This is a genomic window from Streptomyces sp. NBC_01260, assembly GCF_036226405.1.
In the GTDB taxonomy this organism is placed as follows: domain Bacteria; phylum Actinomycetota; class Actinomycetes; order Streptomycetales; family Streptomycetaceae; genus Streptomyces; species Streptomyces laculatispora.
Genome location: NZ_CP108464.1, coordinates 1358365 through 1380901, shown reverse-complemented (window position 1 = coordinate 1380901; position 22537 = coordinate 1358365). Strand labels below are relative to the sequence as shown.

Annotated in this window: 24 protein-coding genes; 4 read left to right on the top strand and 20 right to left on the bottom strand. The window is 71.1% G+C overall.

Annotation, left to right across the window (positions count from 1 at the left end; genetic code table 11):
• Positions 1–20: 20 nt before the first annotated feature.
• Together OG322_RS06115 and OG322_RS06110 are read left to right on the top strand one after the other, a co-directional pair.
• Positions 21–605: a TIGR03086 family metal-binding protein gene (locus OG322_RS06115; protein WP_329306152.1), complete on the top strand. Its 585-nt coding sequence runs from the start codon at positions 21–23 to the stop codon at positions 603–605.
• Between the two features lie 68 nt (positions 606–673).
• A complete protein-coding gene (locus OG322_RS06110; RefSeq protein WP_123463381.1) occupies positions 674–1306 on the top strand; it encodes a mycothiol-dependent nitroreductase Rv2466c family protein in 633 nt (210 codons plus the stop codon).
• 7 nt (positions 1307–1313) lie between these two features.
• On the opposite strand, the gene OG322_RS06105 is transcribed toward OG322_RS06110, so the two are convergent.
• The 14 genes from OG322_RS06105 to OG322_RS06040 all read right to left on the bottom strand — a co-directional run bounded on the left by OG322_RS06105 (position 1314) and on the right by OG322_RS06040 (position 14863).
• Positions 1314–2084 carry a sirohydrochlorin chelatase gene (locus OG322_RS06105; protein WP_123463383.1) on the bottom strand — a complete coding sequence of 257 codons (771 nt, stop codon included), beginning with the start codon at positions 2082–2084 and terminating at the stop codon, positions 1314–1316.
• 7 nt (positions 2085–2091) lie between these two features.
• Positions 2092–3012, bottom strand: a complete 921-nt coding sequence (locus tag OG322_RS06100; RefSeq protein WP_329306151.1) for an ABC transporter permease — start codon at positions 3010–3012, stop codon at positions 2092–2094.
• Complete coding sequence (locus tag OG322_RS06095) at positions 2999–3790, bottom strand: ABC transporter ATP-binding protein (protein WP_123463388.1); 792 nt, start codon at positions 3788–3790, stop codon at positions 2999–3001. The genes OG322_RS06100 and OG322_RS06095 overlap by 14 nt, the downstream gene beginning before the upstream one ends.
• A gap of 39 nt (positions 3791–3829) precedes the next feature.
• Positions 3830–4945 (bottom strand): ABC transporter substrate-binding protein, encoded by a 1116-nt coding sequence (locus OG322_RS06090; RefSeq protein WP_123463390.1) that lies wholly within the window; start codon positions 4943–4945, stop codon positions 3830–3832.
• Between the two features lie 243 nt (positions 4946–5188).
• Positions 5189–6532: a sulfate adenylyltransferase subunit 1 gene (locus tag OG322_RS06085; protein ID WP_123463392.1), complete on the bottom strand. Its 1344-nt coding sequence runs from the start codon at positions 6530–6532 to the stop codon at positions 5189–5191.
• Between the two features lies 1 nt (position 6533).
• Complete coding sequence (cysD, locus tag OG322_RS06080; protein WP_123463394.1) at positions 6534–7469, bottom strand: sulfate adenylyltransferase subunit CysD; 936 nt, start codon at positions 7467–7469, stop codon at positions 6534–6536.
• Positions 7466–8011 (bottom strand): adenylyl-sulfate kinase, encoded by a 546-nt coding sequence (gene cysC / locus OG322_RS06075; protein ID WP_241200271.1) that lies wholly within the window; start codon positions 8009–8011, stop codon positions 7466–7468. Before cysC ends, cysD begins: the two co-directional genes overlap by 4 nt.
• 23 nt (positions 8012–8034) lie before the next feature.
• Entirely contained in the window at positions 8035–8751 is a 717-nt protein-coding gene (locus OG322_RS06070; protein ID WP_329306150.1) for a phosphoadenylyl-sulfate reductase, read from the bottom strand.
• Positions 8748–8927 carry an IS1 family transposase gene (locus tag OG322_RS06065; RefSeq protein WP_123463400.1) on the bottom strand — a complete coding sequence of 60 codons (180 nt, stop codon included), beginning with the start codon at positions 8925–8927 and terminating at the stop codon, positions 8748–8750. The genes OG322_RS06070 and OG322_RS06065 overlap by 4 nt, the downstream gene beginning before the upstream one ends.
• The gene (locus OG322_RS06060; RefSeq protein ID WP_329306149.1) at positions 8924–10621 is read right to left on the bottom strand and encodes a nitrite/sulfite reductase; all 1698 of its coding nucleotides are present in this window, start codon (positions 10619–10621) and stop codon (positions 8924–8926) included. The genes OG322_RS06065 and OG322_RS06060 overlap by 4 nt, the downstream gene beginning before the upstream one ends.
• A gap of 114 nt (positions 10622–10735) precedes the next feature.
• The gene (locus OG322_RS06055) at positions 10736–10819 is read right to left on the bottom strand and encodes a putative leader peptide (protein ID WP_309486338.1); all 84 of its coding nucleotides are present in this window, start codon (positions 10817–10819) and stop codon (positions 10736–10738) included.
• Between the two features lie 161 nt (positions 10820–10980).
• Positions 10981–11586 carry a GNAT family N-acetyltransferase gene (locus OG322_RS06050; RefSeq protein WP_329306148.1) on the bottom strand — a complete coding sequence of 202 codons (606 nt, stop codon included), beginning with the start codon at positions 11584–11586 and terminating at the stop codon, positions 10981–10983.
• An 81-nt stretch (positions 11587–11667) separates the two neighbouring features.
• Positions 11668–12948: a GAF domain-containing protein gene (locus OG322_RS06045; protein ID WP_123463407.1), complete on the bottom strand. Its 1281-nt coding sequence runs from the start codon at positions 12946–12948 to the stop codon at positions 11668–11670.
• Positions 12949–13225: 277 nt separating this feature from the next.
• A complete protein-coding gene (locus tag OG322_RS06040) occupies positions 13226–14863 on the bottom strand; it encodes an acyl-CoA dehydrogenase family protein (RefSeq protein WP_124285511.1) in 1638 nt (545 codons plus the stop codon).
• Between the two features lie 17 nt (positions 14864–14880).
• Here OG322_RS06040 and OG322_RS06035 point away from each other — a divergent pair, with 17 nt between their 5' ends.
• Entirely contained in the window at positions 14881–16053 is a 1173-nt protein-coding gene (locus OG322_RS06035; RefSeq protein ID WP_185095473.1) for a YihY/virulence factor BrkB family protein, read from the top strand.
• Positions 16054–16163: 110 nt separating this feature from the next.
• On the opposite strand, the gene OG322_RS06030 is transcribed toward OG322_RS06035, so the two are convergent.
• Entirely contained in the window at positions 16164–16619 is a 456-nt protein-coding gene (locus OG322_RS06030) for a VOC family protein (protein WP_123463413.1), read from the bottom strand.
• 161 nt (positions 16620–16780) lie between these two features.
• Here OG322_RS06030 and OG322_RS06025 point away from each other — a divergent pair, with 161 nt between their 5' ends.
• Positions 16781–17506 (top strand): DUF6597 domain-containing transcriptional factor, encoded by a 726-nt coding sequence (locus OG322_RS06025; protein ID WP_123463415.1) that lies wholly within the window; start codon positions 16781–16783, stop codon positions 17504–17506.
• Positions 17507–18084: 578 nt separating this feature from the next.
• Here OG322_RS06025 and OG322_RS06020 read toward each other — a convergent pair.
• From OG322_RS06020 to OG322_RS06000, 5 genes are all read right to left on the bottom strand, one after another.
• Positions 18085–18396 carry an NIPSNAP family protein gene (locus OG322_RS06020; RefSeq protein WP_123466223.1) on the bottom strand — a complete coding sequence of 104 codons (312 nt, stop codon included), beginning with the start codon at positions 18394–18396 and terminating at the stop codon, positions 18085–18087.
• A 120-nt stretch (positions 18397–18516) separates the two neighbouring features.
• A complete protein-coding gene (locus tag OG322_RS06015) occupies positions 18517–18960 on the bottom strand; it encodes a VOC family protein (protein ID WP_123466225.1) in 444 nt (147 codons plus the stop codon).
• 73 nt (positions 18961–19033) lie between these two features.
• Positions 19034–20614 (bottom strand): 3-hydroxyacyl-CoA dehydrogenase, encoded by a 1581-nt coding sequence (locus OG322_RS06010; RefSeq protein ID WP_124285513.1) that lies wholly within the window; start codon positions 20612–20614, stop codon positions 19034–19036.
• 81 nt (positions 20615–20695) lie between these two features.
• Entirely contained in the window at positions 20696–21472 is a 777-nt protein-coding gene (locus tag OG322_RS06005; protein WP_123463420.1) for a CoA-transferase subunit beta, read from the bottom strand.
• An 81-nt stretch (positions 21473–21553) separates the two neighbouring features.
• Positions 21554–22471: a CoA transferase subunit A gene (locus tag OG322_RS06000; protein WP_123466227.1), complete on the bottom strand. Its 918-nt coding sequence runs from the start codon at positions 22469–22471 to the stop codon at positions 21554–21556.
• Positions 22472–22537: the final 66 nt, after the last annotated feature.

Genomic DNA, 22537 nt, shown 5'->3' with positions numbered 1-22537 from the left:
CCGGTCCTAGCCTGTTCCGTATGAAGACCGAGCACGACCGTATGACCGAATGCGCCGCCGAGGCGGCCCGAGTGGCCCGCGCCGTCAGCGCCGCACAACTCGACAACTCCGCGACTCCCTGCGAAGGCTGGGACGTCCGCGGGCTCATCAACCACTGGGTGCTCTACACCTCGCACGGCATGGAGCACCGCGCCCTGCGCACGGAGATCCCCAAGGAACTCACCACCCGCGACTTCACGGCGGACGCCGACTGGGCCGAGCGGTACGCGGCGCAGCTGGACCGCGCCGTCGCCGCCTGGTCCGACCCGGCCGTCTGGGAGGGCACCATCGGACCGGGCGACTCGGCCTCCCCGGCCGCGGACACCGCCGAGATGCTCATCATGGAGACGGCGCTGCACGGCTGGGACGTGGCACGGGCCACCGGCCAGGAGTTCCGGCTCTCCGACGAGGCGGCCGGCTACGTCCTGGAGGTCGTCGAGAAGACCGCCGGGCTCTACCGGCAGTACGAGGGCTTCGCCGCCGAGATCACCGTCGGGAACCGGGTGTCCGGCTTCGAGCGGGCCGTGGCCCTGAGCGGGCGCGATCCGCGGTGGGCCGCCGCCTGAAAGTGGCCCAGCCGGACAGCCGTTGAATGGCCCGCCCAACTGCGCCACCGGCTGGCTAGGCTCAGGACATGACCACTCACCGCAGCCCGGACACGGGCAGGCCCGCCGTCGACTTCTACTTCGACCCGGCCTGCCCGTTCGCCTGGATCACCTCGCGCTGGATGCTGGAGGTGGAGCAGCAGCGCGACATCGAGCTCCGCTTCCACGTGATGAGCCTCCACCTGCACAACACCGGCAACGAACTCCCCGACTGGTACCGCACCCTGGTCGACAAGTCGATCGGGCCGGTGCGGGTCGCCGTCGCGGCGGCCGAGCAGCACGGCGCCGCCGTCCTGCGCGACCTGTACACGGCCTTCGGCACCCGGATCCACCAGCAGAAGAACGAGGACTTCGACGAGGTGATCGCCCAGTCCCTCGACGAGCTGGGTCTGCCCGCCGCGCTGGCCGCCGCCGCGCACACGGACACCTACGACGCGGCGCTGCGGCGCAGTCATGACGCGGGCAAGGACCCGGAGGCGGACGGATACGTGGGTACGCCGACCATCCATGTCGACGGGAGCGTCTGGTTCGGCCCGGTGCTGCGGGCGGTGCCGCGCGGTGAGGAGGCGGCGCGGCTGTTCGACAGCTTCCGGGTGCTCGCCGGCCACGAGGACCTCTTCGAGCTCAAGCGCACCCGGACGGGCCGCCTGGACGTCGGCTGAGCAAGGGCTACGCGCTGAGCGGCGCCGTCCGGGCGGCCGCCACCAGCGACTCGTCGTACCGGTCCAGCAGCAGCCGCGCCAGCTCCGGTGACGGGCCCAGCACCCCGGCCAGTACCTCGGCACCCGCCTCGGCCGCCCCCGCCGCGATGCGGTCCGGGAGGCGGCCGGGGGCGATGACGTACGGGGCGACCGCCACCCGGCGCACACCGTCGGCGCGCAGGGCCCGTACCGCGTCCTCGGTGCGGGGATAGCCCCCGGCAGATACAGCGGAGGCGAACGCAGGCCGCACGGAACACCAACCGGTGTGCCGCAGCTCCCGCGCGATTTCAGCGATCACTGCGATCGCCTCCGGGTCTGTGGAGCCCGCCGAGGCCAGGACGAGCCCGGTCGAGCTTCGGTCGCCGGGGCGGACCCCGGCCTCGTGCAACCGCCGTTCCAGGGCGGAGTTCAGCAGCGGCGACGGGCCGAGCACCTCGGCCTGCCGCACCCGCAGCCGCGGCAGCCCGGTACGGGCCTCCCGCAGTACCGCCGGGATGTCCGACTTGGCGTGGAAGGCCCGGGTCAGCAGCAGCGGAAGCGCCACCACCTCACCCGCTCGCTGCGCGGCGAGCCGCTCCAGGACCCGCGGCACCGAGGGTGCGTTGAAGTCCAGGAACCCGGTCTCCACCCGCAGCCCCGGCCGCAGCGCCCGTACCCGCGCGGTGAGCGCGTGCACGGTCGCGGCGTGCCGGGGATCGCGGCTGCCGTGGGCGATGACGAGGAGGACCGGAGAGTTCATACCGCTCTCAGCTCTTGACCAGGAGACCGCGGCTGCGCAGCACCCACCGCTCCAGCGGACTGAAGATGAGCAGATCGATGGCGATGCCGACGATCAGGATCAGGAAGATGGCCAGGAAGACCATCGACATGCTGCTGGTCTCACGGCCCTGCTCCAGCAACTGTCCCAGGCCCACACCCAGATCGGGCGACGAGGCGATGATCTCGGCGGCCATCAGCGAGCGCCAGGAGAACGCCCAGCCCTGCTTCAGCCCCGCCAGATAGCCGGGCAGGGAAGCCGGTAGCACGATGTGCCAGGTGCCGCGCAGCCCGGTGGCGCCCAGCGTCTGGCCGGCCCGCAGATGCAGCGGCGGAATCTGGTCGACACCGGCGACGAGACCGTTCGCGATCGACGGGACGGCGCCCAGCAGGATCACCGCGTACATCATCCGGTCGTCCAGCCCCAGCCAGATGACCGCGGGCGGCACCCACGCCACCGACGGCAGCGACTGCAGACCCGAGAGCACCGGACCGATCGCCGCACGCACCACTTTCACCCGCGACACCAGCAGCCCCAGCGGGGTGCCGATGACGAGTGCGAGGAGGAAGCCCAGCAGACCGCGCGAGACGCTGGTCCAGATGTAGCCGAGCAGGGTGCCCTCGGCCCAGGCGTTGGACACCTCGTCCCAGACCTGGGCCGGTGAGGGCAGCTTGTAGTCGTCGGTGACCTTCGCCCAGATCAGGATCTGCCAGATGAGGAGCACCAGTGCGACGGCCACCACCGGAGGCAGCACCTTCTGCACCAGCACCTGGCGCACCGGGGTCCGGCTCACCCGCACCGCGTCGAGGGCGTCGAGCCCCGCTTCGAGGCCGGCCAGGTCCCGGGCGGCGTCCTTCGGGGTGCCGTCCCCGGTGGTGCTGCCCTTGGTGGTGGTCTCAGTGCTGGCCATGTCGGCGGATCTCCCCACGCAGTTGTTCGGTGATCTCGACGGAGAGCTCCGCCACGGCGGTGTCCTCGATGCGGCGCGGCTGCTCGATGTCGACCGTCCACTCCCGGGCGATCCGGCCCGGCCGCGAGGAGAGCAGGACGACCCGTTCGGCGAGCCGGACCGCCTCCCGCACGTTGTGCGTGACGAACAGGACCGAGACGTTCGTCTCGCGCCAGATCCGGGTCAGCTCGTCGTGCAGGACATCCCGGGTGATGGCGTCGAGTGCGGCGAACGGCTCGTCCATCAGGAGCAGTTGGCTGTCCTGGGCGAGCGCGCGGGCCATCGCCACCCGCTGCCGCATCCCGCCCGAGAGCTCGTGCACCCGCTTGCCGTACGCCCCGCCCAGACGGACCAGTTCGAGCAGCCGCTCCGCCTCGGTGCGCCGCTCCGGCTTCGCCACGCCGCGCAGCCGCAGCGCCAGTTCGATGTTCTTGCCCGCGGTCAGCCACGGGAAGAGGGCGTGCTCCTGGAACATCAGGGCCGGCCGCCCGCCGGGGGTCTCGATGGACCCCCCGGTCGGACGGTCGAGCCCGGCCACCAGATTGAGCAGCGTCGATTTGCCGCACCCGGAGGCTCCCAGGAGGGTGACGAACTCACCGGGAGCGACATCGAGAGTGATGTCGTCCAGGACGAGCTGCTGCCCGTCCGGTCCGCCGAAGGACTTCGAGACGTGGTCGATACGGGCGGCGTGCCCGACCGCCGTACGGTCCTCGGCCTTGGTGAGAGTGGTCGTGGCCATGGTCGTCACCTCCTGGGAGATCCTGGAACGGTCGGGTGGTTACTTGACGCCGAGACCGGCGTCGGCGACCTCGGGCTTGCCCGCGGCCTTGAGGATCTTGTTCAGCGGCTTCAGGTCGTAGATGCCCGTCAGGTCCGTCCTGTCCAGGAGGCCCGCCTTCACCGCGTGCTTCGCCTCGGTGTCGAGCGTGGCGGCCAGCGGGTCATCGGTGAACTGGATCGACTTCCACGCCGGGTCGATGACGTCCGCCGGCAGTTCCTTGCCGGACAGCGTCTTGAGCGCGGTGTTGGCGGACGCCTTCGCCTTGTCCGGGTTGGCGTTGATCCACGCGTTGGTGTTGACCGAACCGCGCAGCACCGCCTCGACGACGTCCCGGTGCTCGGTGAGGAACTTCTGCGACACGATGATGTTCGTGATCACGAACTTGTTGTCCGGCCACAGCGTCGACTCGTCCAGGAGCACCTTCGCGCCCTGCGCGACCAGCTTGGACGCGGTCGGCTCGGGCACCCAGGCGCCGTCGATGGAGCCGGACTTGTAGGCGTCCGGGGTCACCTTGTTGTCCGTGCGGACCACGGAGACGTCGCCCTTGCCGCTCTGGGCGTCGACCTTCCAGCCCTTCTCGGAGATCCAGTTGAGGAAGGCCACGTCCTGGGTGTTGCCGAGCTGCGGGGTGGCGATCTTCTTGCCCTTGAGGTCGTCCAGGGTCTTGATCTTCTTCGGGTTCACGACCAGCTTCACCCCGCCGGAGGCCGAACCGCCGATAATGCGCAGGCTCTTGCCCTTGGACTTCGTGAAGCCGTTGATGGAGGGCGACGGGCCGATGAAGCCGATGTCGATCGAACCGGCGTTGAGCGCCTCGATCTCGGACGGGCCCGCGTTGAACGTCGAGGGCTTGACCTCGGTTCCGCCGAGCTCCTTGGCGATGATGCCTTCCTGGATGCCGACCAGGGCGGTGGCGTGCGTGAGGTTCGGGAAGTAGCCGATCTTCACGGTGTCCGCGGAGAGCTTCTTGTCCCCGGCGGAGACGTTCGCCTTCTTGGTGTCGTCGTCCTTCGCCTCGGAACCGTAACCGCAGGCAGTGAGCGCCACGGCGAGCAGCGGCAGGGCGGCGGCAGCGGCGATGCTGCGGCGCAGGGTGGTACGGGGGGCAGGCACGGGAGGATTTCCTCTCGGAGGCCCGGTGCTCACGTCCCTCGGAAGTCCGGGGACGCGGCCGGGAGGTCGGCAGGTCTTCGTCTGAACTGGCGTTGCAGGCGGTGCGGTTGGTGCTGCCGGGCGCGCAGGCAGTGCGCGTACGTCATCGCGCACATCGCGCAACCCCGCCCTGGCCGCTGCCGAGGGCGCCGCTGCCGACGCGGCCGCCCTCCTTCGCGAAGGTCGAGAAGATGTCGGTGCTCATCAGAAGTCCCACTCGGCGTCGTCGCCCGCCGGAGCCGGTGCCTGCGTCACGGCGGCGAACGAGGCGCCCGCCATGCCGGCCGACAGCGTGGTGCCGTCCGCCGGGTCGATCAGCAGGAAGGAACCGGTGCGGCGCGAGTCGGCGTACGCGTCGAGCGCGAGCGGCTCGGCGGTGCGCACCACGACCCGGCCGATGTCGTTGGCGATGAGCTGCCCCGGCGCCGGGTGCTGCGAGAGGTCGTCCAGCGTGAGGCGGGACGGGATGTCCTTGACGATCGCCTTGACCGTGCGGGTGGTGTGCTTGATCAGCACCCGCTGGCCCACGGTGAGCGGCTGGTCCGCGACATGGCAGACGGTCGCCTCGACGTCCTGGGTGACCGCCGGAGCGTCGTCTGACGGTGCGATCAGGTCGCCGCGCGAGACGTCGACGTCGTCGGCGAGCCGGACGGTCACCGACTGCGGGGCCCAGGCGATGTCCACGCTGTCGCCGAGCAGATCGATCCCGGCGATCGTCGACGTACGGCCCGAGGGCAGTACGGTGACGGGCTCGCCGACCCGGAACACACCGGCGGCGATCTGGCCCGCGTAGCCCCGGTAGTCGGGGTGCTCGGCGGTCTGCGGCCGGATCACGTACTGGACCGGGAAGCGGGCGTGGCAGGCGGTGAGGTCATGGCTGACCGGGACCGTCTCCAGGTGCTCCAGAACGGTGGGGCCGCCGTACCAGTCCATGTGGGCGGACGGCTCCACGACGTTGTCGCCGGCCAGTGCGGAGATCGGGATCGCGGTGATCTCCGGTACGCCGAGGGAGGCCGCGTAGGCGGTGAACTCCTCGGCCATGGCGGCGAACACCGGCTCCGCGTAGTCGACCAGGTCCATCTTGTTCACGGCCAGCACCACGTGCGGGACGCGGAGCAGGGCGGCGACGGCGGCGTGCCGGCGGGTCTGCTCGACGACCCCGTTGCGGGCGTCGACCAGGACCACGGCCAGCTCGGCCGTGGAGGCGCCCGTCACCATGTTGCGGGTGTACTGCACATGGCCCGGGGTGTCGGCGAGGATGAACCGGCGCCGGGGGGTGGCGAAGTAGCGGTAGGCGACATCGATGGTGATGCCCTGCTCGCGCTCGGCCCGCAGTCCGTCGGTCAGCAGCGCCAGGTCCGGCGCCTCCTGGCCGCGCTTGCGGGACGCGTCCTGGACCGCCTCCAGCTGGTCGGTGAGGACCGACTTGGAGTCGTGCAGAAGCCGTCCCACGAGGGTGGACTTGCCGTCGTCGACCGACCCCGCGGTGGCGAACCGCAGCAGGGTGGTGGTCGACAGACTCTCGGCCAGCTGGATGGGTGTGGTCATTTTAGAAGTACCCCTCGCGCTTGCGGTCTTCCATCGCGGCCTCGGACATCTTGTCGTCGGCACGGGTCGCGCCCCGCTCGGTGAGCCGGGAGGCGGCGATCTCGGTGATCACGGCGTCCAGCGTGGTGGCGTCGGAGTCGACGGCGCCGGTGCAGGACATGTCGCCGACGGTGCGGTAGCGGACCTGACGGGTCTCGGTCCTCTCGTGCTCCTTGGGACCTCCCCAGTCGCCCGCGGTCAGCCACATTCCGGAGCGGTTGAAGACCTCGCGCTCATGGGCGAAGTAGATCTCCGGGAGCTCGATGCCCTCGCGCTCGATGTACTGCCACACGTCGAGCTCGGTCCAGTTGGAGATCGGGAACACCCGGACGTGCTCACCGGCGGCGTGCCGGCCGTTGTACAGCTGCCACAGCTCGGGGCGCTGGCGGCGCGGGTCCCACTGGGAGAACTCGTCGCGCAGCGAGAAGACCCGCTCCTTGGCGCGCGCCTTCTCCTCGTCGCGGCGGCCGCCGCCGAACACCGCGTCGAAGCGGTGCTGCTGGATCGCCTCGGTCAGCGGCACGGTCTGCAGCGGGTTGCGGGTGCCGTCGGGGCGCTCGCGGAGCTTGCCCGCGTCGATGTACTCCTGGACGGAGGCGACGTGCAGACGGAGCCCGTGCTCGGCGACCGTGCGGTCCCGGTACTCCAGGACCTCGGGGAAGTTGTGCCCGGTGTCCACGTGCAGCAGCGTGAACGGCACCGGCGCGGGCGCGAACGCCTTGAGCGCCAGGTGCAGCATCAGGATCGAGTCCTTGCCGCCGGAGAACAGGATCACCGGCCGCTCGAACTCTCCCGCCACCTCACGGAAGATGTGCACCGCCTCGGACTCCAGGGAGTCCAGGTGGCTGAGTGCGTACGGATTGTCGGTGCCTTCCGACACAGTCGCGACGGTCGTCACGCTGCACCCCTCTCGCTCAGCAGCGCGTACAGCTCCGCCGCGGACTCCTGCACGGTCTGCTGGTGCGACTCGATCCGCAGATCCGGCGACTCGGGGGCCTCGTAGGGGTCGTCCACCCCGGTCAGCCCGCTGAGCTCGCCCGCCGCCTGCTTGGCGTAGAGCCCCTTCACATCGCGCACCGAGCACACCTCGACCGGAGTGGCGACGTGCACCTCCAGATACGCGGTGCCCTCGGCCTGGTGACGCCGCCGGACCGCGTCCCGGCTGTCCGCGTACGGCGCGATGACCGGGACCAGGACCTTCACGCCGTTGGCCGCCAGCAGTCCGGCGACGAAGCCGATCCGCTGGACGTTGGTGTGCCGGTCCTCGCGGGAGAAGCCGAGGCCCGCGGAGAGGAACTCCCGGATCTCGTCGCCGTCCAGCACCTCCACCCGGTGGCCCTCGCCGCGCAGCCGCCCGGCGAGTTCGTACGCGATGGTGGTCTTGCCCGCGCTCGGCAGACCGGTCAGCCAGATGGTGGCTCCCGTCTCCGTCACGCTCATCGAGTTCTCCTGATCAGTCGTCATCAGCCGTGCAGCCCGCACTCGGTCTTGCCGCGCCCGGCCCAGCGGCCGGCGCGTGCGTCCTCGCCCTCCAGCACCCGGCGGGTGCAGGGCGCGCAGCCCACGGAGGCGTAACCGTCCATCAGCAGCGGGTTGGTGAGGACACCGTGCTCCGCGACGTACGCGTCGACGTCGTCCTGGGTCCAGCGGGCGATCGGCGAGACCTTCACCTTCTGCCGCTTCTCGTCCCAGCCGACCACCGGTGTGTTCGCCCGGGTGGGGGACTCGTCGCGGCGCAGCCCGGTCGCCCAGGCCGTGTACGAGGTCAGGCCCTCCTCCAGCGGCTTGACCTTGCGCAGCTCGCAGCAGAGGTCGGGGTCGCGGTCGTGCAGCCTCGGCCCGTGCTCCGCGTCCTGCTCGGCCACGGTCTGCCGCGGGGTCAGGGTGATGACGTTGACGTCCATCACCGCCTCCACCGCGTCGCGGGTGCCGATCGTCTCGGGGAAGTGGTAGCCGGTGTCGAGGAAGACGACGTCCACGCCGGGCAGGGCCCGGGAGGCGAGGTGCGCGACGACCGCGTCCTCCATCGAGGAGGTGACGCAGAAACGCGGGCCGAAGGTCCGGGTGGCCCACTGCAGGATCTCCGGTGCGGAGGCGTCCTCCAGCTCGCGGCCGGCCCGCTCGGCCAGCTCCCTGAGGTCCTCCGACGTGAGCTCTTCGATCTTCAGGGTGTCCGTCATATCCCGTCCCCTTCACCGTCGTTGCGCGCCAGTCCCCGGGTCAGCAGGCCCAGGAACCTCAGCTGGAACGCTCGGTTGCAGGAGGCGCATTCCCAGGCCCCGTGCCCCGCCTCGTGCGGGCGCAGGTCCTCGTCACCGCAGTAGGGGCAGTGGAACGGGGCGGCGCGCTCGCTCATGACAGCGACTCCGCACTGGCCCGTGCCGCCCAGGTCGCGAAGCGCTCGTCGTGCTCGCGCTCCTTCTGGAAGTTCCCCAGCACCCGCTCGACGTAGTCGGGCAGTTCGTCCGAAGTGACCTTCAGGCCGCGGACCTTGCGGCCGAATCCGGCCTCCAGGCCGAGCGCGCCGCCCAGGTGCACCTGGTAGCCCTCCACCTGGTTGCCCTCGCCGTCCAGCATGAGCTGGCCCTTGAGGCCGATGTCAGCGGTCTGGATGCGGGCACAGGCGTTGGGGCAGCCGTTGATGTTGATGGTGAGCGGCTCGTCGAACTCCGGCAGGCGGCGCTCCAGTTCGTCGATGAGCGAGGCGCCGCGCGCCTTGGTCTCGACGATCGCCAGCTTGCAGAACTCGATGCCGGTGCAGGCCATCGTGCCGCGGCGGAACGGGGACGGCTTCACCTGGAAGCCGAGCTCCTCCAGTCCGGCGGACAGCGACTCGATCCGGTCCGGTTCCACGTCGAGGATCAGCATCTTCTGCTCGACGGTGGTGCGCAGCCGGTCCGAGCCGTGCGCGGCGGCCAGATCGGCGATCCTGGTCAGGGTGGGGCCGTCGACCCGGCCGACCCGGGGCGCGAACCCGACGTAGAAGCGGCCGTCCTGCTGCTGGTGGACGCCCACGTGGTCGCGCCAGCGGCTGCTGGGCTGCTCGGGGGCGGGGCCGTCGAGCAGTGGCCGCTTGAGGTACTCGTCCTCCAGCACCTGACGGAATTTGACGGGACCCCAGTCGGCCATCAGGAACTTCAGCCGGGCGCGGGTGCGCAGTCGCCGGTAGCCGTAGTCCCGGAAGATCCCGACGACTCCGGCCCAGACATCGGCGACCTCGTCCAACGGCACCCAGGCGCCCAGGCGTTCGGCCAGCCGCGGATTGGTGGAGAGACCGCCGCCGACCCAGAGGTCGAAGCCGGGGCCGTGCTCGGGGTGAACGACGCCGACGAAGGCGATGTCGTTGATCTCGTGGACCACGTCCTGCACGGGCGAGCCGGAGATCGCCGTCTTGAACTTGCGCGGCAGGTTGGAGAATTCCTTGCTGCCGATGTAGCGGTCGTGGATCTCGTCGACCGCCGGGGTCCCGTCGATGATCTCGTCGGCGGCGATCCCCGCCACCGGGGAGCCGATGATCACGCGCGGGCAGTCGCCGCAGGCCTCCGTCGTGGACAGGCCGACTGCCTCCAGCTTCTGCCAGATGGCCGGGACGTCCTCGATGCGGATCCAGTGCAGCTGGATGTTCTGCCGGTCGGTGACATCGGCGGTGCCCCGCGCGTAATCCTGTGAGACCTCACCGATGGCCCGCAACTGCGCCACCGTCAGCCGGCCGCCGTCGATGCGGACCCGGAGCATGAAGTACCGGTCGTCCAGCTCCTCCGGCTCCAGGATCGCGGTCTTGCCGCCGTCGATCCCGGGCTTGCGCTGCGTGTACAGGCCCCACCAGCGCATCCGCCCGCGAAGGTCGTTGGGGTCGATCGAGTCGAACCCGCGCTTGGAGTAGATCGTCTCAATGCGTGTCCGCACGTTGAGACTGTCGTCGTCCTTCTTGAACTGCTCATTGCCGTTGAGGGGGGTGTGGTGCCCCAGGGCCCACTGACCTTCGCCACGGTGGCGTCCTGCCTTGCGGCGGGGGGTCGCGGGCGCAGGCTGTTCCGGGGTAGCGGCCATGACAGTACGTCCTTCGGGACTGCAGGAGGGCGGCTCTGAACTGCACACTCGCGTCTGGGCGCGGCGGTGCGCAGGGTTTGCAGAGAAAGGGGATCGCGGCGGTGCTGGAGACTCTCAGCTCGCCGGACAGATGGCGCTGGACATGCGGCCGAGGTCGACGTGGCGTCGACTCACCAAGGCAATTCCAGTTCCAGACATGACGGAAGCGTGTCACGCGAATCTCGGACCAGTCCACCACTATCCATGATGTGGACGGGACTGTCCTGACAGGTGAGACAATGTGGCGCCCGTCACTGAAGTGACGGGCGCCGGGCCACTCGGATATCCGGACAACCAGTGCATTTCTTACGGACGTCGGGTTACGGGAGCAGCTCCCGGCCGGAACCCGGCCACGGACCCGGGGTGGCGACCTCGGGCTCCCGTTCGGCCCGGGTGTCGAAGAGCCGGAAGCCGCGGCGCAGATAGTTGTCCATGGCATGGGGCCCGTCCTTGGAGCAGGTGTGCAGCCACACCCGCTTCGTCGCCGGCCGCTGCGGCCACCGCTCCGCCAGATCCCAGGCACGGGCCACCCCGTACGAGAGCAGATGGCCGCCGATCCGGCGCCCCCGGAATGCCGGGATGAGGCCGAAGTACATGATCTCGACCACGCCGTCGTCCTGTGGGTCCAGCTCGATGTACCCGGCCGGCGTCCCGTCCGCGTACGCCACCCAGGTCTCCGCACCGGGCCGGTCCAGCGCCTCCTGCCACTGCGCGTACGTCATCGTCAGCCGGTCCGTCCACCGGATGTCGCCGCCGACCGCCGTGTAGAGGAAGCGGCTGAACTCCGGCAGCGGTATCCCGGACCGGACGATCCGGATGTCCCCCTCCGGCGCGGCGGAGGGCCGCAGATCATCGGGGGAGGTCTGCTCCAGGGACCAGATGGTCACCTCGGCGGTCGGTTCGGCGGGGCGCGCGGGGTTGCTCATGACTGCCAGAAAACCATGTCCCGCGGCCCCGGCCCAAGCCGGCCTGGGCAGACGGACGCCCAGGACCTGCGAGAACACCGTTCACCGGGCGCTGCGCGCCGCCGTCACCACCGGGGCCTTCGAGTGCGGCAGCAGATCGCCCGGGTGCTCCGGGTGGATCACCTCCACCTCGACCCCCTCGCCGAAGCGGTACGGGCGGTGTGCCAGCACCTCCGCGAGATGGCGCCGCAGCCGGGAGATCTCGGCCCGCACCGTCACCGTCCTGGTCGGATCGCCGAAGATGTCCTGCGCCAGCTCGGACGCGGTACGCCCCTCGCGGCGCAGCGCCAGCGCGAACAGCAGCTCGGCGTGGCGCGGGGAGAGCCGCTGCGTCCAGGTGCCCACCGGGCTCACCACATTCACCGCGAGGCCGCGCGGCCGGCTCAGATCGAGGACCACCCGGCGCGGCGGGTTGTCCACCGCGCCGTCCGCCACCTGCACCAGCCAGCCGCCCGGCAACGGCTCCACCCGGCACATCCCGAGCGAGGGCAGCCACACCCGGCCCGGCTGCAGGGACTTCGGCAGCGGCAGCCGGTCCACCGGCGGTATCCCGGTGACCGCCGCCAGCCAGCCGTGGGCGTCCACGGCCATCGCCCGGCCGCCCAGCCGGCACAGCATCGGCGCCGCCACCGAGCGCAGCCGGTCGATCGACTCCAGATGCCGGGTCCTGATCTCGCTCTCGGCCAGCCGGGCCACCGAACCGACCAGGGCGAGCGTCGTCGGATGGAAGGTGGACGCGGGCCCGCTGATGTCGACGATCCCCATCAGCCGGCCGTCCCGCGGATCGCGCACCGGGGCCGCCGCACACGTCCACCCGTGCAGACTGCGCACGAAGTGCTCCGCCGAGTGGACCTGCACCGGGGCGCGCGCGGCGATCGCCGTGCCGATCGCGTTGGTGCCGGTGCTCTCCTCCGACCAGGCGGCGCCCTCGGCCAGACAGATGTCGTCGGCCCGGCGCAGCACTCCCGTGTTGCCCTGGCGCCACAGCACCCGGCCCTCCACGTCGGTGACCACCATGATCTGCTGCGAGGCGTCGGCGATGGCCGCCAGGGCGTCGCCGAGCAGCGGCATCACCTCACCCAGCGTGGAGCACCGGCGCCGGTGCTCGATCTCGTCCGGCTCCAGCAGGACGCTGTGGGTGGACTTCTCCGGATCGACCCCGTTGCGCAGCACCCGGTTCCACGAGGCCTCGATCTCGGCACGCGGCGCGACCGGCGTGCGCTCGCCCGCCAGCCGGGCCTCGCGGGCCCGGTGGACCAGGCGCGTGGCCCGGTCCGCCTCCCGGACAGCCAGCCGCATCACATCGACAGGACTTGCCTCCATGCCGGATCCCCCCTGGAGCCTCTTGTTTCCCGTGTCAAGGCCGCGGGGCCCCATCCTGCCGCTGCCGGGGGCCGGATGCCACAACTCGACACAATGGTTGCAACCCTCTGCAACTCTGGCGACGGTCCCCGGTCCGTACAAGAGTGGTGGTACACCGGACGGCGCGGCCTCGGCCTCGCAGCCCGGTGTGTACAGCATGGGGGGTGGTGCCGTGTCGGCGCAGCACCACCCTCTGTTGCTGCCCCGACGGCCCGTCCGGCCTGCCGGCCCCGTCCGGTCAACGCTCCACGGGCCGCGCCCGTTCCACGACCGACGCCAGATCCAGGGTGTGCGGCAGTGTCCCGAACGCGGAGCCCCAGTCCCCGCCCAGCCGTGACGCGCAGAACGCGTCGGCGACCTCCGGCGGCGCCCAGCGCACCAGCAGCGAGCCCTGCAGCACCAGAGCCATCCGCTCCACCAGCCGCCGGGCCCGCGCCTCGATCCCCTGCAGATCCGCGAGCTCGGTCAGCAGATCCTTGATCGCCCGGTCCAGCCGGTGATCGGCACCGCGCGCCCGGCCGACCTCCGAGAGGAACGCGTTCAGCGCCATCGGCTCGCGCTGGAGCGCCCGCAGCACATCCAGCGCCTGGACGTTCCCCGAGCCCTCCCAGATCGAGTTGAGCGGCGCCTCGCGCAGCAGCCGGGGCATCCCCGACTCCTCGACGTAGCCGTTGCCGCCCAGGCATTCGAGCGCCTCGCCCACCATCGGCGTGCACCGCTTCGTCACCCAGTACTTGGCCGTCGGCACCGCGATCCGCAGAAAGGCCAGCTCGCTCCCGGTCCCGGCGTCGTACGCGGCCGCCAGCCGCATCGCCAGCACCGTCGCCGCCTCCGACTCCAGCGCCAGATCGGCCAGCACATTGCGCATCAGCGGCTTGTCGACCAGCACCCCGCCGAACGCGCTGCGGTACGTGGCGTGGTGGACCGCCTGCGCCACCGCCTGCCGCATCAGCGCGGCCGAACCGATCACGCAGTCCAGCCGGGTCGCCGCCACCATCTCGATGATCGTGCGCACCCCGCGCCCCTCCTCACCGACCCGGCGCGCCCACGTACCGTCGAACTCGACCTCGGCCGAGGCGTTGGACCGGTTGCCCAGCTTGTCCTTGAGCCGCTGGATCGCGAAGGCGTTGCGGGCGCCGTCCGGCAGCACCCGGGGCAGCAGGAAACACGTCAGACCGGCGGGGGCCTGGGCCAGTACCAGGAACCCGTCGGACATCGGCGCCGAGCAGAACCACTTGTGCCCGGTGAGCAGGTACTCGCCCTCGCCGGAGAGGGGTTCGGCGCGCGTCGTGTTGGACCGGACGTCCGTGCCGCCCTGCTTCTCCGTCATGCCCATCCCGAGGAGTACCCCGGCCTTGTCCCCGGCGGGCCGCAGCCCCTCCTGGTACACGTGCGAGGTCAGCAGCGGCTCCCATTCGGCGGCCGTCGCCGGATCGGTGCGCAGCGCCGGCACCGCCGCATGGGTCATCGAGAGCGGGCAGCCGTGGCCCGCCTCGGCCTGCGTCCAGACCAGGAAACCGGCCGCCCGGCGCACATGCCCGCCCGGCCGGTCCCAGGCGTCGGTCAGACCGGCGCCCACGGCATGGCCGAGCAGCCGGTGCCAGGCCGGATGGAACTCCACCTCGTCGACGCGGTTCCCGTACCGGTCATGGGTGTGCAGCCGGGGCGGATTCTCGTTCGCCTGGGCGCCCCACCGCTGCGCCTGCGCGGAGCCGGCGGCCCGGCCGAGCTCGACGAGCCCGCCCCGCGCCTCGTCGAGCAGCTCCGGCGGAAGGTGCCGGTCCACGGCTTCGGTGAGCGCCCGGTCCGCGGAGAAGACGTCGTAGCCGTGCAGGGGAGGGGTCTGGTTGGACACTGTGTGGGTGGTGGCTGCCATGCCGCTACGGTAAGGACGTGCAGGCAGCAAATGAAACACCCGAGCGGCCGCCGGGCCGTCTCCACCGGGCCCGAGTCCTCTACCGCAACGTCTCCAAGCGGCAGATGGTCTGGCAATTGCTCAAGGACACCGTCAACTCGTGCATGGAGTACCGCATCCTGGGACTCGCGGCCGAGGCGGCGTTCTTCACCCTGCTGTCCCTGCCGCCGCTGTTGCTGGGACTGATCGGCCTCCTCGGCTACGTCGACGAGTGGACCAGCACCACCACGGTCGCCTCCATCGAGCACAACATCCTCGGTGCGGCGCAGACCGTGCTCTCCCAGCGGGGCGTCAACGACTTCGCCAAGCCGCTCCTGGAGGACGTCACCACCGGGGCCCGGCCCGATGTCATCTCGATCGGTTTCGCGATCGCGCTCTGGTCCGGCTCCCGCGCGGTCAACGTCTTCATCGACACCATCACCGTGATGTACGGGCTCGACGGCCAGCGCGGCATCGTCAAGACCCGGATGCTCGCCTTCCTGCTGTACGTGGTGGCGCTGCTGCTGGGCGCGGTCGTGCTGCCGCTCCTGGTGGTCGGCCCCGACCGCGTCGTGGAGTTCATCCCCTGGGGCACCGAGCTGATAAGCGTCCTGTACTGGCCGCTGGTGATACTGCTGTCCATCGCCTTCCTGACGACGCTCTACCACGTGTCCGTGCCCGTCCGCTCACCCTGGATCGAGGACACACCGGGCGCGCTGATGGCCCTCGCGATCTGGGTGCTGGGCAGCTTCCTGCTGCGGATCTACCTCACCAGTACGGTCGAGGGGCCGACGATCTACGGCTCCCTGGCCGCGCCGATCGCCGTACTGCTGTGGATCGGCATCTCGGCGTTCGCGGTGCTGGTGGGCGCCGCCGTCAACGCGGCCATCGACCGGGTGTGGCCCTCGGTGGCGACGGCCGCGGCGCGTGCGGCCAACGACCGGATGCGCGCGGTCCAGGCGGCGGAGTTCGTGGCCCGCACCCAGGCGGAGAGCTGGGACGACAGTCTGGACGACGACGAGGGGGAGTACGGGGACGAGAGGGACAGCCCCTATATGCCGTCCGAGTTCCCGGAGCGGTGGTCCCGGTTCCTGCCGCCCGACGACGTGAAGTCCAGGCTGCAGCCGAGCCGCGAGAAGGAGACGGACAAGCCGCACCAGCCCGGCGAGTGAGAACGGCCGCTGGGCGCGCCCGCCGGGAACGGCTCTCCGTCCGCCACGAGGCGACGGTGCTGGTCGCAGCCGTGAACGAGTGGCGGTGACCAGCACCGTCGCAACGGTCCTCAGACGACGTCGAATTCGTTGCCCTCGGGGTCCTGCATGGCGGCGGCGTAGAGCCCCATGTCCGGTTCGTCCTTGATCCGCAGCACGGTGGCACCAGCTTTGACCAGCCGTTCCACCGTAACCTTGACCCGCTGTGAGCGGACGTCCAGCGGGACGTCACGGCCCCCACCGACCTTCAGGTCGAAGTGCCACCGGTTCTTGGCGACCTTCGGCTCCGGAACCTGCTGGAACCACACCCTCGGCCCACCTCCCGCGGGATCGATGATCGACTCCGGAATATCCCCGGCACCGGCCGGCAACTCTGCCTCGGGCACCCCCGCCGCCGCCCAGTAAGCACGCCACGTGGCGTGCCCGCCCGGCGCAGGCTCAGGCACGTAACCCAGGGCCTCGGCCCAGAAGGTCACCATTCTCTGCGGATCGGAACAGTCGATCGTCAGCTGCACTGTCATCTCCATGCTCGGAGCATCCCAGGCAGGTCTGACAGACGATCCATTTTCGCAACAGGCCCTCACTCTCCACCGTCGCGCCGCTGTCGGTGGTGAACTCCGTCAGTGCCGCCATGGCCGCCCCGGGAAACCGATTCCGCCCGTTTCCGTCCGTCGGCGAGACTGATGCCATGGGCGACAGGTACGAAGAGCGCGCGTCGCGGATGTACGGCGCGAAGGTGTGGACCCTGACCGTGCCGCGGGGTTCGGTCCATCCGGTGCTGCCCGACGGCTGCATGGACCTCCTCTGGATCGGCGGCCGGCTGCTCGTCGCGGGCCCGGACACCCACGCGGAACCCGCGTCCGCGAGCGACGGCGGCAGTTTTGCGGGCATTCGCTTCGCCCCCGGCACGGCGCCCGCCCTGCTCGGCGTGCCCGCGCACGAACTGCGCGACCGCCGGATCGCGCTGGCCGGGCTGTGGCCGGACGCGCAGGTCCGGGAACTCACCGAGCGGGTCGCCGAGGCCGTCGACCCGGCCGCGGCCCTGGAGGAGATCGCCCTGCGCAGGGCGGCCGGTACCGCGCCGCCCGACCCGGTGATGCGGTACGTCGCCGCGCAGCTGGACAGCGGCCGGTCCGTCGCGGACACGGCCCGAGCGGTCGGCCTCGGCGCACGCCAGCTGCACCGCCGTTCGCTGGCGGCCTTCGGATACGGCCCCAAGACGCTCGCCCGGATCCTGCGGCTGCAGCGGGCGCTGGCTCTCGTACGGTCCGGAATGCCGTACGCCGAGTCCGCGCTGGCGGCGGGCTGCGCCGACCAGGCGCATCTCGCCCGGGAGATGCGCGAACTGGCCGGCGCCACCTTGACCGGTTACTTCGCCGCGCCCGACAGGCCTTACGGCCTTGGGGGACATTGAGACCGGGCGGGTTGGCCCGGCGGCAGGAGACAGGACCGGCGATCGCGAGGTGGGTTCCGGCGTGGACGTCGCGCTGTCCGGTGAACCAGGGGCGCCCGCTGTCGGAGCTCGGCGGTGGTGCGCTCGACGCAGATCCGGTGCCGGGGCCTGGCGGCGCCCGGCCTCCCGCCGGGCGTATCCGTCGCCTTCGCACGCCTGGGCCGCGGGCTTCTTCGGGGGTGCGCCGACCTGGTCGGGGAACTCCTTGGCCAGCCCCTGGTACCCGGAGTCGGCCCTGGCCTTGACTGTGGGACGGGTCCGGAACTGCTCGGCGATGTCCTCGGTGCGCAAGGCCGTCCGATCGTGCATGCGTCGCCGCCGCACTGCGCCGGACAGCAGCATGCGGCCCTGGCCGTCGCTGACCATGACGGTCTTGATGGTGTTCTGCCTGCGCTTGCCGCGGACGAACGCCCGACGGCCGTAGAGCCGTGTCCCCTCGGCTCATGCCGACGGCGGTGGAGAGGCCATCGAGTTCGCCACGCGGTTGAAGAATTTCACGCCATGTCCTGGCGTCCGGGGCAGCCGTTCAAGCCCAGCCCTTAGGACATGACGTCGAGCGGCCGCAGGAAGCGGCGCTCATAACGCTTGATGCAGCGGGTGATACGAGCCAGTTCGAAAGCATCCTGGCACTCCGGGTCGATCATGCTGTCCGTGCGGTACTGCTCGTACGCGGCGAGACTGGGAAAGGAGAAGAGGGCGTAGGCAATGTCGCTGTCGCCCTCGCTCGGCAGGAAGTAGCCGTGGTGCGTCCCGCCGAACCGGTTGACGAGCCCGACCCAGCGGCGGCCGTACTCCTCGAAATCCGCGAGCTTGTCGGCGTCGATCTCGTACTTCAGATGAATGGTGATCACGCCCACATAATGCTGCAAGCCGGTTCGGACTCGACAGCCCCTATGGACCAGTACGCCGGTGAGCAGCGCGGGCTTGCATCCCGGAAGTTACCCGCAGACATCAGTTCGGTGCGTCAAGGCTCAGCCGGCGGCGGCGAACAGCGACACCGCGCAGCCGTCCGGATCCAGCACCACCGCGTACCGCTGCCCCCACACGGCGTCCCACGGCTTCAGGTGCCCCCGGTGGCCGGCGGCGGTCAGCTCCGCGTAGACCGCGTCGACCTCCGCCGGGCTGTCGCAGAGGAAAGCGAGCCCGAGGCGCTCACCGCCCTTCGGCCCCGGCCACTCGGGGTCGAAGGAGCGGACGACGTCCTCGGTGTCCCACAACAGGCGCTGTCCGCCCGGGAGCGCCACTTCGACATGGGGTGAGGATTCCGCGTCGGCGGGGATGTCGAGGCCGAGCCGGCGGTAGAAGGCGAGCGATGCGGGCAGATCCGCGGTGGCGATGCCGATCGCGTCGAGTCGTGGAGTCATGATCCGACCGTAGGCCGGGCGGCCGCCGGCGGTCTTGTACGAATCGGTCATGTCCCCGCCCACCTCGGACGATGCCGGACGCATGACATGGATTCTCGTCGCGCGGGGCCGGTACACCCCGTCGTCACACCGCGTCGGCCGCATCCGCCCCGTCACGCACGTCCGCGACGCACTGCGCCGGGGATGTGCCCGGGTCCGTCAGAGCCAGTCCCAGCGCGGCGCGTTCGGTGACCCAGCGGGTCGGGCGGTGGCGCGGGTCGCCGGTCGTCGCGTACAGGGCCCGGTGCAGCTCCAGCATCCGGGCCGCGCCGATCCGGTCGCCCCAGGCCAGCGGGCCGACCGGATAGCCGAGACCGGTGGTGACGGCCAGATCGATATCGGCCGGGGTCGCCAGGGCGCGTTCCGCGATGGACGCCGAGACCGACACGACCGAGGCGAGCAGCCGCTGGGCGACCGAGCCCGCGGTGTCCCGTACCACCGACACCGCGAACGGCCCGCCGCCGTCCGCCGCCCGTGCCAGTACCGCGCGGGCGTCCCGGGCGGCAGCCGGTTTTGCGGCCGGTGTCACGGCCAGCACCCGGCGGCGCCCGGCCGCCGGCAGTGGGTCCACACCGAAGGTGCGCCCGGCGGGCAGCCGGTGCGCGGCCACCGCCGAGGCGACCGTGGTGCCCCAGACCGGGACCAGCACCAGGGCCCCGGCCGACGGCTCCGGGCCGGACTCGACCGTGGCGCCCGCAGCGGTCAGCGCCTCGCGCAGGGCGGTGGCGTCCCGCTCGTCCGCCGCGTCGGCGACGACGTGCACCGGACGGTCCGCGTCGCCCGTGACCGGCGCCTCCGCGGCCGGGGCGGGCGCCTCGGAGCCGTACGCGAACCAGCCGCGTCCGGTCTTGCGGCCGTGCAGCCCGGCCGCCACCCGGTTCGGGGTCAGGTAGGAGGGGCGCAGCCGGTCCTCGTGGCGGAAGCCCTCCCAGATCGAGTCGATGACCGCGGCGGTCACATCGAGACCGGTGAGGTCCATCAGCTCGAACGGGCCCATCCGCAGGCCGAGTACGTCCCGGGCGATCCGGTCGATGCCCGCCGGGTCGCTCACGTTCTCCTCCAGCAGCGCGAGCGCCTCCGTCACGAGTCCGCGCCCGGCGTGGTTGATGAGGAAGCCGGGGGTGTCGGCGACCGTGACGGCGCGGTGGCCGCAGCTCTCCACGAGCTCCGTGAGCAGCGGCGGGATGCCGGGCCGGGTGGCCGCGCCGGGCACGACCTCGACGATCCGCATCAGCGGTACCGGGTTGAAGAAGTGCAGCCCGGCCAGGCGCGTCGGGTCCTTCAGTGTGGCGGCGATCCGGGTCACGGACAGCGAGGAGGTGTTGGTCGCGAAGACGGCCGATCCGGGCAGCGCCCGCTCCAGCCGGCCGAAGACCTCCGCCTTGGTGGCGAGGTCCTCCCGCACGGCCTCGATGACCAGCTCGACCTCCGGGCCCTCGGCCCACGGGTCCTCCAGCGGAACGAGCCGGTCCACGGCGGCCGCCGCGTCCTGGGCGGACATCCGGCCCTTCTGCACGGCCCGCTCCAGCATGGAGCGTACGAAGCCGGCCGCCTCGGTGACCGCCTCCGTCCGTACGTCGCACAGCTCGACGGTGTGTCCTGCGGCGGCCGCCCACTGGGCGATGCCGCGGCCCATGGCTCCGGCTCCGACGATCCTGATACGCATGGCAGTTACGGTCCTCTCGGGGTGGGGGACAGACGGATCCGGTGGTCCCGTGGATCTTGTGGATCCCGCGGGTCGTGCGGCTCAGCGCAGATACACGCGGTCCGGGTCGACATCCTCGCGCAGCAGCCGCAGCTCGTCCTCCGTCGGGGGTGGCACCTCCTCGACCGTGTCGGCGACCCGGAGGTCCCAGCCGGTGGCCGCCCTGACCTGTTCGACGGTGACGCCCGGCTGGACGGCGACCAGCCGAAGCTCCTCGCCCACCCCCTCCCGGGCCAGGATGCCCAGTTCGGTGATGACGCGGGTGACTCCGGCGCCCAGCGGCCGGATGCCCTCGGCCAGCGCGCGGTCCGGTCCGGGCGTGGTGCAGAAGTCCAGCTCCGCGGTGAAGGAGCGCGGATTGTGGCGGCGCATCACCACGAAGACCTCGCGGGAGTTGGCCATCACCTCGACACCGCCCCCGGAACCCGGCAGACGGACCGACGGGCTGTCCCAGTCGCCGATCACCGAGGTGTTGAGGCTGCCCCAGCGGTCGATCTGCGCGGCGCCGAGGAACCCGACGTCGATGTGGCCGCCCTGGAGCACACAGCCGAAGAGCATCGGCATCGAGATCACCGCCTCCGCCCCCGTGATCAGAACGGCGTCGGCGATCGTCTCCGGCAGCCGCGAGGGGTGGGCGCCGCAGACCCCGGACTCGTACACCACCTCGATGTCCGGGGCGACCGTCAGATGGGCCAGTTCGGTGGCGAGGGTCGGCAGCCCGATCCCGGCGAACACGGTCCGGCGCGCGGCCAGTTCGCGGGAGGCGACGACGGAGAGCAGTTCGGACGAGGTGATGGTGCCCGGTGCGGTGGTGGTCATGACCCGTTCCTTCTCGTGTCCCGTGTCCCGTGTCCCGTGTCCTGGGTACCGTGCGCGTACCTGTGCGACACCGGTGCGTGCTCACAGCCGGCGCCCGTAGTTCACCGGCTCGCTGAGGGCCTCGCCGACCGCGAGCCCGGCCCAGAACTCCTCGCCGAGCTTCTCGACGTACTCCGCGTGGTCCGCCGTCCCGCGCACCCACTCGTCCAGCCAGTCCTGGAGCCGCCGCGGATCCTTGCTGATGTGCGACCAGGCCCGGTAGAAGGCGTTGTCCCGGTCGTAGTAGCCCTGTGCGAAGGACGGATGCGCGCCGCGCGGGCAGCAGACGACCGCGTCGACCGCGTGGGCGGGAACCAGGGTGCGGTTCGGGTCCGAGCGGATCACCTCGTCGTCCACGATCTCCTCGACGACGACGACCGCCTTCCCCGCCGCGTACACCGCCTCGGCCTGAATGCCGGTCAGCCCCCACATCTGGGTGTTGCCGCTGCGGTCGGCGCGCTGCGCGTGGATGATCGTCACGTCCGGGTTGACGGGCGGCACCACATAGATCTGCTCGGGTTCGCCGTCCGGGCCCGGGTAGGGCGAGGTGACCTTGCGCAGATCGCTGTTGACGGACGGCAGGTCGCTGCCCCCGTAGGAGCGCAGGGGATAGAACGGCAGCCGCTGGGAACCGGCGAGATAGCGGCAGATCATCCCGTAATGGCTGTACTCCTCGAAGGCGAGCGGTGCCGGGTCGGCGCTCTCGACGCGGCGGCGGAGCTCGCCGAGCGAACCGGCCGAGGAGTTGCCCACGAAGGAGGAGACCAGGCGCGTCACGCACCCCGCGGCGAGCATCTGGTCCACCACGATGTCCGCGGTCATCCGGACGACCGTCAGGTCCCGGCGGCCCTGGCGGATGATCTCGTGCCCCGCGGCGGTCGGGATGAGGTGGGTGAAGCCTTCGAGACATACGGTGTCACCGTCGTGGACGAAGTCGGCGATCGCCGCCCTCATCGGCATCGTCTTGTCTTTCCGGTCCGTCGTGGCCACGGTGCTCCTCCGCTGCGCGTGCGTCGCCGCGCCCTG

Coding starts and splice junctions, on each gene's coding strand:
- OG322_RS06115 (WP_329306152.1), top strand. CDS start 21: ATGAAGACCGAGCACGACCGTATGACCGAATGCGCCGCCGAGGCGGCC.
- OG322_RS06110 (WP_123463381.1), top strand. CDS start 674: ATGACCACTCACCGCAGCCCGGACACGGGCAGGCCCGCCGTCGACTTC.
- OG322_RS06105 (WP_123463383.1), bottom strand. CDS start 2,084: ATGAACTCTCCGGTCCTCCTCGTCATCGCCCACGGCAGCCGCGATCCC.
- OG322_RS06100 (WP_329306151.1), bottom strand. CDS start 3,012: ATGGCCAGCACTGAGACCACCACCAAGGGCAGCACCACCGGGGACGGC.
- OG322_RS06095 (WP_123463388.1), bottom strand. CDS start 3,790: ATGGCCACGACCACTCTCACCAAGGCCGAGGACCGTACGGCGGTCGGG.
- OG322_RS06085 (WP_123463392.1), bottom strand. CDS start 6,532: ATGACCACACCCATCCAGCTGGCCGAGAGTCTGTCGACCACCACCCTG.
- cysC (WP_241200271.1), bottom strand. CDS start 8,011: ATGAGCGTGACGGAGACGGGAGCCACCATCTGGCTGACCGGTCTGCCG.
- OG322_RS06070 (WP_329306150.1), bottom strand. CDS start 8,751: ATGACGGACACCCTGAAGATCGAAGAGCTCACGTCGGAGGACCTCAGG.
- OG322_RS06065 (WP_123463400.1), bottom strand. CDS start 8,927: ATGAGCGAGCGCGCCGCCCCGTTCCACTGCCCCTACTGCGGTGACGAG.
- OG322_RS06060 (WP_329306149.1), bottom strand. CDS start 10,621: ATGGCCGCTACCCCGGAACAGCCTGCGCCCGCGACCCCCCGCCGCAAG.
- OG322_RS06055 (WP_309486338.1), bottom strand. CDS start 10,819: ATGTCTGGAACTGGAATTGCCTTGGTGAGTCGACGCCACGTCGACCTC.
- OG322_RS06050 (WP_329306148.1), bottom strand. CDS start 11,586: ATGAGCAACCCCGCGCGCCCCGCCGAACCGACCGCCGAGGTGACCATC.
- OG322_RS06045 (WP_123463407.1), bottom strand. CDS start 12,948: ATGGAGGCAAGTCCTGTCGATGTGATGCGGCTGGCTGTCCGGGAGGCG.
- OG322_RS06040 (WP_124285511.1), bottom strand. CDS start 14,863: ATGGCAGCCACCACCCACACAGTGTCCAACCAGACCCCTCCCCTGCAC.
- OG322_RS06030 (WP_123463413.1), bottom strand. CDS start 16,619: ATGGAGATGACAGTGCAGCTGACGATCGACTGTTCCGATCCGCAGAGA.
- OG322_RS06025 (WP_123463415.1), top strand. CDS start 16,781: ATGGGCGACAGGTACGAAGAGCGCGCGTCGCGGATGTACGGCGCGAAG.
- OG322_RS06015 (WP_123466225.1), bottom strand. CDS start 18,960: ATGACCGATTCGTACAAGACCGCCGGCGGCCGCCCGGCCTACGGTCGG.
- OG322_RS06010 (WP_124285513.1), bottom strand. CDS start 20,614: ATGCGTATCAGGATCGTCGGAGCCGGAGCCATGGGCCGCGGCATCGCC.
- OG322_RS06005 (WP_123463420.1), bottom strand. CDS start 21,472: ATGACCACCACCGCACCGGGCACCATCACCTCGTCCGAACTGCTCTCC.
- OG322_RS06000 (WP_123466227.1), bottom strand. CDS start 22,471: ATGCCGATGAGGGCGGCGATCGCCGACTTCGTCCACGACGGTGACACC.